This window comes from Micromonospora sp. NPDC007271 (genome assembly GCF_040634005.1).
Classification (GTDB): Bacteria; Actinomycetota; Actinomycetes; order Mycobacteriales; family Micromonosporaceae; genus Micromonospora.
The window spans coordinates 35,383-44,426 of record NZ_JBEYER010000063.1 but is presented as its reverse complement, the minus strand read 5'-3'; the positions used below and the strand labels follow the sequence as shown (position 1 = coordinate 44,426).

The following is a 9,044-nucleotide window of genomic DNA, read 5'->3' as shown; positions in this document are numbered from 1 at the left end:
CGAACTCGGCGACCACCAAGTTGCAACGGGCGCTGGCCGCCGAGGGTGTCGTCACCGCCTGGGCGGCCGGCAACGACGGCCCGGACAACAGCGCCACCAACCCTCCGGGTCAGGACCCCACTCCGGGCATCATCATGGTCGCCTCCTACGACGATCACGGCACCGGCACCCGCGACGGTAGCGTGTCGACGTTCTCCAGCCGCGGGTCGGCGGGGCACCCGGAGACCTACCCGGACGTCTCGGCGCCCGGATCGAACATCACCTCGGCCTGCCGGCCATACCTGCTGATCTGCTCGACCGGTCTGGACCCGCGCAACGGCCCCGGGCCGCTGGACCTCGGCACGTTCAACACGATCAGCGGTACCTCGATGGCAACCCCGCATGTCGTGGGCATCGTCACCCAACTGTTCCAGGTCGCACCGAACGCGACCCCGGCCCAGGTCGAGGACGCGCTCAAGGCCACGGCGTACAAGTTCACGGACGGCGCGGCGTACCAGACCGTCGGGCCGTACACCACCGCAGTCGACAAGGGAACCGGCCTCGTCGACGCGTACGCGTCGGCGGTACGGCTGGGGGCGACACCTGCCTGACGGCCGATCAGCTCAACGGCCCAGCAGCGAGTTCCGCCACAGCTCACGACCCACGACCAGGACCGCTACGAACCGCACGCCGCGGCGTTCATGAAGTAGTACCGGGGACGTCTGGCGCAGGAGAAGGTCGTCCTGCTGGCGTTCGAGGAGAGGCAACACTGCGAGCGCTGGGCTTGCTCCCCTGAATACCGTGAGCCTTTCCGAGGGCCGGGCAGCCGCGACGGCAGCCCGGCCCTCCCGGTCAGAGCGTCCCGGCTTCCCTGCGCCGGAAAGCGACGCGTCGCCGACCCCGTCGAGGGCGTCCTCGTCGATGTCGGCGAGCGTCCGCGGCATCCTGGCGAGTCAGCCGGCCGCCGTGCGGGCCGTGCGCAGTGCCCTCAGGTCACCGCATGCGGATCGGCACCGGCGGACTGCCAGCTCTCCAGCTCGACGGACGCCGGCGGCTGGCAGGACGTCACTGGACACCATGGGCACGCCGGTCGGCGCGTACTCCCCCGGCTTCCACCCGCAATAAGCCCGAACTGGTGTGCACTTGATGCGGATTCCGGCCGTTATGCCCAGAATTAACCTTACGATGAGGTCTCTTCATGGAGGTGAAGGACCATGCCGACGTACATCGCGCTGCTGAACTGGACCGATCAGGGGATCCGAGCCTACAAGGACACCGCGAAGCGCGCCGAGGTCTTCGCCGCAGCCACCCAAAATCTCGGGGCGAATCTCCTGAAGATTTACTGGACCGTCGGTCCGTACGACCTCGTGGCCGTCATCGAGGCGCCCGACGACGAAACCGCCACCGCGGCGCTCCTGCAGCTCGGCGGGGCGGGCAACGTCCGTACCACAACCCTGCGGGCCTTCGGTCGAGAGGAAATGGACCGCATCATCGCCAAAACCGCTGGCTAAGGCCTTCCACACTGCCTACGACGGATCCGGCTCCGCTGGTGGGTCAGATATCCCGGTTTAACGTTTCGCAACACCCTTTCCCGGGACCCACGTCCGCCCCCCGGTCGGATCAACCAACCCCTGCCACCTGCGCTCGCTCCTACCAAAACCTGGATGTTCCTCTGGAGCTCAAGGCACGAGGCGGTGAAGTCGGCGACTACGGGCGTGGACAACTGGAGAACTTTCCGCTCGTGCTGAGGGCTAACCTGCGCCCACGCCAGGTCCCAGCACGTGCCGGCGCTCACGTCTCCGAGAAGCCCTCGCATGGCACCGCCAGCTGTCGCATCACGGGTGGCTACTGGCCCGGGGATGGCCCGGCCCCCACGCGAGCGGCAGAGGTCATCCCCTCGCGAACGGCAACCGCTATCGCACCTAAGGGACGTCTCGTAACCCCGGCCTCTGTCCGCTAGGGACGATCATCAATGATGCCTGCGTGCAGGTGATCTCCGCAGCCCGAGCCCAGTGGATCTTCCCGTTCACCGGGCTGCAGCCCGCCCAGCTCCGCCGGCTGGTCCGCCTGGTCGCCGAGCGCGGCGGGGACTCGATCGCCGACGGGCGGCCGGGCCGGCAGCGAGCCCTCGACCTCGCCGATCGGGTGCTGCTGGTGGCCACGTATTGGCGGACGAACCTGACCATGCGTCAGATCGGCCCGCTGTTCGGGGTGTCGCACTCCGCCGCGCGCCGAGTCATCGCACCCTCGGACCGCTCCTCGCACTCGCCCCGGTGCGGCGGCGGCCGGTCGACCAGATCGCGATCGTCGACGACACGCTCGTCCCCACCCGCGATCACCGCCTCGCGCCGCCGAGCAAAAGCTACCGCTACTCGACGAACCTGCAGGTCGCCATCGACGCCAGCACCCGCCTGGTCATCGCCGTCGGCGACCCTCAGCCAGGCGACCGCAACGACACCATCGTCTACCGCAGCAACGGCATCCACCAGAAACTCGAAGGAAGGCCGGTCATGGCCGACGGCGCCTACCGCGGCAACCCGGAGGTGATCATCCCGTACCGCAAACCCGCCGACGGCACCGCGCTGCCGACCTGGAAACAAGACCTCTACCGCGAACACCGCGCGCACTGTTCGCGCCCGGGTCGAACACCCTGGCCAGGATCAAGAACTGGAAAATCCTGCGCGGATGCCGCCGCGCCGCCCACACATTGACCGATGCTGCTTCTGGCATCGCCAACCTGCGCAACATCGCCCTCGCCGGGTGAGCACCAACCCGGTACCAGGCAACGCCTTCACAGAGTTACGAGACAACCTTTAGCGACGGCGCCTGCACGTCGCGGACCATTCGAATCTCCCGCACGCCGTCCTCGACCCGGGTCGTCCCGTCGGCGGCTTTGGGTGGCATGGCCGGTCGTTCGGTTCCTTCGTCGATTGCGTACCGCTGCCGGGTGAGCTGGTGTGGTCACCCGGCAGCGACGGTTACGCCGTCAGCCGCGTGTGGTGCAGGATTGCGGCCAGCTCGACCGGCCGGTTGAGCATCGGCCAGTGCCAGGTCGGCAGTTCCTCGTAGCGCCACGCGTCGCCAGCCATGTGGCGGTACAGCGGATTTGTCGCGGCCATCCCCTGCACCTGCGCGGCGGCGAAGCTCGACAGCACGCCGAGTCTGGGCAGTTTCTCCCATGCCCCGGTCAGCCGGACCGGGGCGGTGGCGGTCGCCCACGGCTGGTCGACCGACCGCTCGCGCAGCAGCGTGACGATCGAGTCATCCACGTCGGGCACGCCAGCGGCCAAGTCGGCCCAGGGCGGCGGCGGCAGCCGCCAACCGTCACCGTGGTCGGCCACCAATGCCGCGTTGCGCTCGCGCTCGGCTGGCGGGGTGAACTCGACCTGGGACACCCCGTCGGGCAGCGGGCCGGTGTCGACATAGACCAATTGGGCGACGCGGTCGGTGACGCGGTCGGCGGCCGCCGTGACGACGCTACCGGCGTAGCTGTGCCCGACGAGGACCACGTCGCGAAGGTCCTCGTAGCGCAAGAGGTTGACCACGTCGGTGACGTGGACGTCGAAGTCGGTGTCGGGACGGGCCAGGTGGGCGCGCTCCCCGAGGCCGGTCAGGCTGATCGGGTACACGTCGTGGCCGTGCCGGCGTAGTTCAGCGGCCGTCGAATGCCAGGCCCAGGCGCCGAGCCAGAACCCGGGGACCAGTACGAATGTCGTCATGCCCGGCACGCTACGGTCAATACCGGACAGTTTCCGCCCGGATTAGGAGGACTTCTTGGCTAGGCCGACCGCCCGGGTACTGGCCCTGCTGGAGATCCTCCAGTCGGGCGGCGCCTTCAGCGTCGCGGACCTGGCCCGCCGGCTCGGCGTCGACGAGCGCACCGTCCGCCGCTACGCGACCCACCTCCTCGACCTGGGCATCCCGGTCGAGGCGCGCCGTGGTCGCTATGGCGGGTACCGCCTCGCGCCCGGATACAAGTTGCCGCCACTCATGCTCACCGACGAGGAGGCAGTCGCCATCGCCCTCGGCCTTGCCGCCGGGCACAGCGCGGGACTGGTCACAGCCGATCACCCGGCCACCGAGAGCGCCATCGCCAAGCTGCGCCGGGTACTGCCAGCCGCCCTTGCCCGGCGTATCGACGCCCTACTGGTCACCATGGACGTCACCGGGCCGGTCCGGCGGCCCACCCCGCCCGGCACCGAGGTGCTGCTGGTGCTCGCCGAGGCGGCCCGCCACCGACACCCGGTGCAGCTGACGTACACCACCTGGCATGGCCGCGCCAGCGAACGCGGCCTCGACCCGTATGGGCTGGTCTTCCACAACGGTCGCTGGTACGTCACCGGTCGCGACCACGCCAGCGGATCCGTGCGGACGTTCCGACTCGACCGCATCGGCTCCACTCGCGCCACCGGCGGGACGTTCGAGGTGCCGGCCGGGTTCGACCCCACCGGACACGTCCTTGCCGGACTGGCCTCGGTGCCCTACGCCCACGACGTCTCGGTCCTGCTGCACACCAGCCTCGCCCAGGCACGGCGGCGGATCCCTCCATCGGTCGGCACACTCACCGAAGTCGCCGACGGAGTGCGACTGACCACCCGAGCCGAACACCTCGACGGCGCCGCCCAGATGCTGGCCGGGCTCGGCTGGCCCTTCACCATCGAACGGCCCGCCGAACTCAGAGCCGAGGTGCGCGCCCTGGCCGCCCGCCTACTCACCCACGCAGACGCAGGCGATTGACATCCTCTCCCGCCTAAAGGCACTAGCTGTATCACTCCCGGAGCGCAGGGTCATTGCGAAGCCCGCCGGATAGCGTTCACCGGAGAACAGCGAGGAAGCGGCGAACGCCACAGCAATCGCTGCTACTAGACGTGACTGAAGCGCCAATGAGGTCGCTGAGTCATTGCCGTTGGGAGAGGAACCGAGAGACCAAGAGGGCTGGCAGGGCACCCAGGCAAGCCACGGTCATCCAGGTGGCCCACACCTCCCTGAGCCACGGTGGCGCGAGGTCTGGGTTCTGAGAGAAGAACCAGATGGTGACGGCGCCAACAAGGCACATCACGAAGGGCGCTAGAAGAATCGCCAGGCTGACAGGACCCGGCGCCCTCAGCGCAGGTTGCGGCGCACGTGCATCGGGAGCAGCCATGCCCGGTCGCATGGACACGAGTGAGGACGGGGACGGGACCGTCGATGGCTTGGCTTCTGCTCTGGGTTCACTGGCAGGGTGGGAGCGCCGGGTGCTGATGCGCCGGGCGCTGGCATTCACGGCGGCCATGGAGCCGTCGAGTGAGTAGACGAACAGTGCGATGTTGTGCTCATCGGCGTAGGCGACAGCAGTTGATGCGTAGTCACTGCCGGTGAAGAAGATCAGCTGCTTATGGGTGGCATGACCACGGGCGCCGAACAGCAGCTGCAGCGCGGGCCGGCCGACAGCGAACGCTTGATACTTGACCTGAGCGAGTGCGTCTGATGCGCAGACGTCGATCCCCCCATCCGAGCCGCCCGGGTTTGCGCGTGCGTCTCGGTAGCCCCAGTAACGCATCCAGGCGGCCGCGTTGTGCTCGGCGTCCCGCCACGTCCGAATCTGCCGAGGCGCTGGATGTTCGGACCCGCTGCCCGCGCTGATCACAGCCGGGAGTATGGCAGCCGCCCCAGTTGCGCGCCATCCATGAATGGGCGTCGGGCAAGCCTGCGTCGCAGTGGTACACCTCGCACCCCGCCACTAAATCAGGTATTTGCACCAATAACGAAACTTTTGATGCACTTGCGTGCATTGCGAGCCGCCTCCCACGGAGGGTTGTCCCTGTCGGCCCGTGAGCGGGCCGCGCGACGCCGCCCTGGGCGCGCTCTTTCGTTAAGCGCTGCACGCGTGGAAGTAGCCGTCGCCCCGGTGATCACCCTCGAGGTGCAGCTACATCCGGAATTAGATATTGCGTGATGAATCGCTGATGTTTCTCCCGCCTCGGCGTCGAGCCAGCCTCGCACTGTACGAGCCTGGTCGTGCTCGCCGAGGGCCTTGAGGAGTTCGGCGATCAAGGTCGCCACGGCGAGGCTGCGTTCGTCGGCCACGTCGCGGGAAGGGCCCCTTCAGCTCGCGACACGCGACCCGGCTCGGTATCGCGCCGTCGCGGTGCACCGCATCCTCGCCGCGGCGCGGTTGAACCGGCGACCGCGCAGCGACGCCCGGAAAGCCGAAGAACAAGTGGCACGGCTCGAAGATGGGCCATGCCTTCATCCACACCGTCATCGACGGCCACTCGCGCGTCGCCTACGCCGAGGTCCACGACGACGAGGGGCCGCCATCGCCGCCGGAGTCCTGCACCGCGCGGTCCAGTGGTTCGCCGACCGAGGTGTCACCGTTGAGCGCGTCATCTCGGACAACGGGTTCGCCTATCGCTCCCACCTGTGGCGGGACGCGTGCGAGGCCCTCCCCATCAAGCCCGAGCGGACACGGCCCTACCGGCCACAAACGAACAGCAAGGTCGAGCGCTTCCACCGCACCATGGCCGACGGCTGGGCCCGCGCCCGCTACTACACCCCTGAGCCCGAGCGCCGCGACGCGCTTGAGGCGTGGCTGCATCACTACAACCACCATCGACCGCGCACCGCCTGCGCGAACCGGGCGCCCTTCACGCGATTGATCAACGTCCCCGATCAGTACAGCTAACAGGCCTAGTGTCAGGGGCCCGCAAGCTTCCGCTTCACGACTGGTCAGGGCGGTGAACCACCGAAGAGGTGCCCGAGCCATCGACACGCTCAGTCACGCACGGCTGACGATAGGATCAGCAGCTCCAGTCGCCCCAGCGCCAGACCTTCCACGTGGCCTTAGGCCGACCGTGATACTCGCAGCCAGCACTGCCGCCGCCTGCGCTGCCTGCGCCACCTGTGCCCTTGGTGGCCCGCTGAGTTTTCCACGGCTGCTGCACGTAGCAGAGGCCTGTCTTGCCCGAGCCGGGCTCCCCGTTCGGCGGCTCGCCAATAGCCTCTGTGAGGCTGCGAGACGCGTAGAAGTGGGCATCGCCGGCATCGTCTGGCCCGAGCAGCGAGCTATTCCACTCCTCCTCATAGCTGTCTCGCGCCTTGCCAACCTTGTCATAGGCGTGCCGCATATCGACGTTCACGGGGTTTGCGTCCGCGCCATCCGGCGCAGCCAGCGCCGCCTCCTCGTAGCTGGAGTGCGGAAGCGACACGAGCGCATCGGCGATCGCCTGCCCAGGATCGAATGCCTCAACCTCGGCCCACAGTGCGTCAGCCTGCGCCTCCCGCTTGCTGTTGTCGAGCGCGACGCGGGTACGGCCACGGTCGGGGGCGGGGCGCACATCGGCGATTTATCCGGCGCTGGGCAGCAGCACGGCTTGGCCACGCCCACGGGGACCGTACGGACGGTCGGGATGGCCGGTCTGACCCTCGCCGGCGGTTACGGTCCACTCTGCGGGCGGTACGGGCTGGCGGTGGACAACCTGCTGCGCGCCGATGTCGTACTGGCCGACGGCCGCCTCGTGACCGCCAGCCCAGACGGCGACGCCGAACTGTTCTGGGCCTTGCGCGGCGGCGGTGGCAACTTCGGTGTCGTCACCAGCCTGATGTACCGGCTGCACGAACTGCCGACCGTCCTGTCCGGGATGATGCTGTTCCCGTTCGCCCAGGCGGCCACCGTGCTGACGGGGTACCGCGAGATCGTGGCGACCGCCGCCGACGAGGCGACGATCATGGCGGGGTTCCTGCCCAACCCGGACGGGCCGCCCCTGGTGTTTCTCTGCCCCATGTGGAGCGGAGCCGACCTCGCCGAGGGCGAGCGGCTCATCGCGGGGCTGGAGCGGCTGGGCAACCCGGTCATGAGCCAGATCGCCGCAACGCCGTACCACGACGCGCTGAGCATGTTCGACGGCGCCATGCGGGTCCCGCCGAGTTACGGCCCCAACTACGAGCGGCTGGCCAGCGCCAAATGCCGCTACGACCCGGACAACATCTTTGCCTCCGCCGTACCGGCCCTTGCGGTCTAGCCCTCTCGATCAGGCCTGCGGGTGCCGAAAAACCTATTCGGGCAGGTCAAGCGGCATGTTCGTAAGCCATACCGAAATGCCCTCTGTCCGGCGTCTCGCAGGCAAGGACTTCAACGGATACCCGCGGACTCGACTTCCGCAGAAGCTGGGCGAGGTCCTCGATTCGGTGGTGGATGCCTACGTTGCGGGGTCACAGGCGACGCGCAAAGTCATGCTCGCCTCTGTGCGGCCGGTGCCGGTGTACTGCCGCTGGACCCCGACCGAGCACACGCCCTTCTTCAGGAAGCCGGTCTCGTCAATGACCAGCACGCCGTCGGGGTCGCCGAGCTGCTCGATCAGCCAATCACGCACGTCGTCGCGGACGGCGTCGGCGTCCCACACCGCCGTACGCAGCAGCCGCTGCATCGCCTGCGGATCGGCGTGACCAGCCCGACCGGCCAACGACCAGCAGGTCTTGCGTTCCACGCCTGACAGCAGCCCTTCCACGAACTGCCCGGCGGTCCGACGTGGCTCCGCCCGCACGAACCGGGCAGCGACACGCGTCACCGCCTCGTCCAGGATGACCCGCCACCGGTCAAGGTCTAGGCTGTGGCCCACGGCCATCGCACGATCTTCGGTTGTCCTCACAAACCATCGATGATCAACGCGGTGGCCGTCCTCATGCCCGCGCCACGCCCAACGCCGAAAACAAGTGCTAAGGAGGCCGAATGACGAAGGTAGGCAACGTCCTGCTCGTTGCTGGTCTGACATTCGGGACCCTGGGCTTGGCGCTCATTCCGCTTCCCGGTCCCGGGGTCCCAGTTCTTTACACGGGGGCAACGGTGGCGGTCATCGGATTGGTTGTCAGGCTGGGCGGGGCGGGCCGGCCGGGTCGGTGGCGGCCAACACGAAAGTGAACCAGGCCGTGTTGTTGCGGCATGAGCCGCCGGCTCAGCGGAGTGATGTTGGAGTACGAGGCCGCGTTTTAGAGGTGAATGCGCTGGTCATCGACGGAATTCGGTGGAGGACGCGGGTTGGGGCGCCGTAGCCGGACGTGCCGACTGCTACGGGCCCTGGCAGACGGTG

Annotated in this window: 8 protein-coding genes and 3 pseudogenes; 6 read left to right on the top strand and 5 right to left on the bottom strand. The window is 68.2% G+C overall.

What is annotated here, in order from left to right:
* On the top strand, nucleotides 1-590 hold a 590-nt coding region (locus tag ABZ570_RS22045), incomplete at its 5' end, for a S8 family serine peptidase (protein ID WP_358066557.1).
* Nucleotides 591-602: 12 nt separating this feature from the next.
* Here the strand turns inward: ABZ570_RS22045 and ABZ570_RS22040 are convergent.
* Entirely contained in the window at nucleotides 603-923 is a 321-nt protein-coding gene (locus ABZ570_RS22040) for a hypothetical protein (RefSeq protein ID WP_358066555.1), read from the bottom strand.
* A 270-nt stretch (nucleotides 924-1,193) separates the two neighbouring features.
* Between ABZ570_RS22040 and ABZ570_RS22035 the strand changes: the two genes are divergently transcribed.
* A complete protein-coding gene (locus tag ABZ570_RS22035) occupies nucleotides 1,194-1,490 on the top strand; it encodes a GYD domain-containing protein (RefSeq protein WP_358066552.1) in 297 nt (98 codons plus the stop codon).
* Nucleotides 1,491-1,962: 472 nt separating this feature from the next.
* A pseudogene (locus tag ABZ570_RS22030) lies at nucleotides 1,963-2,743 on the top strand (transposase family protein).
* A 214-nt stretch (nucleotides 2,744-2,957) separates the two neighbouring features.
* Here ABZ570_RS22030 and ABZ570_RS22025 read toward each other — a convergent pair.
* Nucleotides 2,958-3,698 carry an alpha/beta fold hydrolase gene (locus ABZ570_RS22025; RefSeq protein WP_358066550.1) on the bottom strand — a complete coding sequence of 247 codons (741 nt, stop codon included), beginning with the start codon at nucleotides 3,696-3,698 and terminating at the stop codon, nucleotides 2,958-2,960.
* A 55-nt stretch (nucleotides 3,699-3,753) separates the two neighbouring features.
* Between ABZ570_RS22025 and ABZ570_RS22020 the strand changes: the two genes are divergently transcribed.
* On the top strand, nucleotides 3,754-4,716 hold the full coding sequence (locus tag ABZ570_RS22020; protein ID WP_358066547.1) for a YafY family protein: 963 nt from the start codon (nucleotides 3,754-3,756) through the stop codon (nucleotides 4,714-4,716).
* 160 nt (nucleotides 4,717-4,876) lie between these two features.
* Here the strand turns inward: ABZ570_RS22020 and ABZ570_RS22015 are convergent, their stop codons facing one another.
* The gene (locus ABZ570_RS22015; protein ID WP_358066545.1) at nucleotides 4,877-5,605 is read right to left on the bottom strand and encodes a restriction endonuclease; all 729 of its coding nucleotides are present in this window, start codon (nucleotides 5,603-5,605) and stop codon (nucleotides 4,877-4,879) included.
* Nucleotides 5,606-6,143: 538 nt separating this feature from the next.
* Between ABZ570_RS22015 and ABZ570_RS22010 the strand changes: the two are divergent.
* Nucleotides 6,144-6,643, top strand: a pseudogene (locus ABZ570_RS22010) (integrase core domain-containing protein); the annotation flags it as partial.
* A gap of 115 nt (nucleotides 6,644-6,758) precedes the next feature.
* Here the strand turns inward: ABZ570_RS22010 and ABZ570_RS22005 are convergent.
* Nucleotides 6,759-7,295, bottom strand: coding sequence for a hypothetical protein (locus ABZ570_RS22005; protein ID WP_358066566.1), 537 nt, complete (start codon nucleotides 7,293-7,295; stop codon nucleotides 6,759-6,761).
* On the opposite strand from ABZ570_RS22005, the gene ABZ570_RS22000 reads away from it, so the two are divergent.
* Nucleotides 7,185-7,979: an FAD-binding protein gene (locus ABZ570_RS22000; protein ID WP_358066563.1), complete on the top strand. Its 795-nt coding sequence runs from the start codon at nucleotides 7,185-7,187 to the stop codon at nucleotides 7,977-7,979. The genes ABZ570_RS22005 and ABZ570_RS22000 overlap by 111 nt on opposite strands.
* Before the next feature lie 231 nt (nucleotides 7,980-8,210).
* On the opposite strand, the pseudogene ABZ570_RS21995 reads toward ABZ570_RS22000, so the two are convergent.
* Nucleotides 8,211-8,582: pseudogene (locus ABZ570_RS21995) on the bottom strand (transposase); the annotation flags it as partial.
* Nucleotides 8,583-9,044 lie beyond the last annotated feature (462 nt).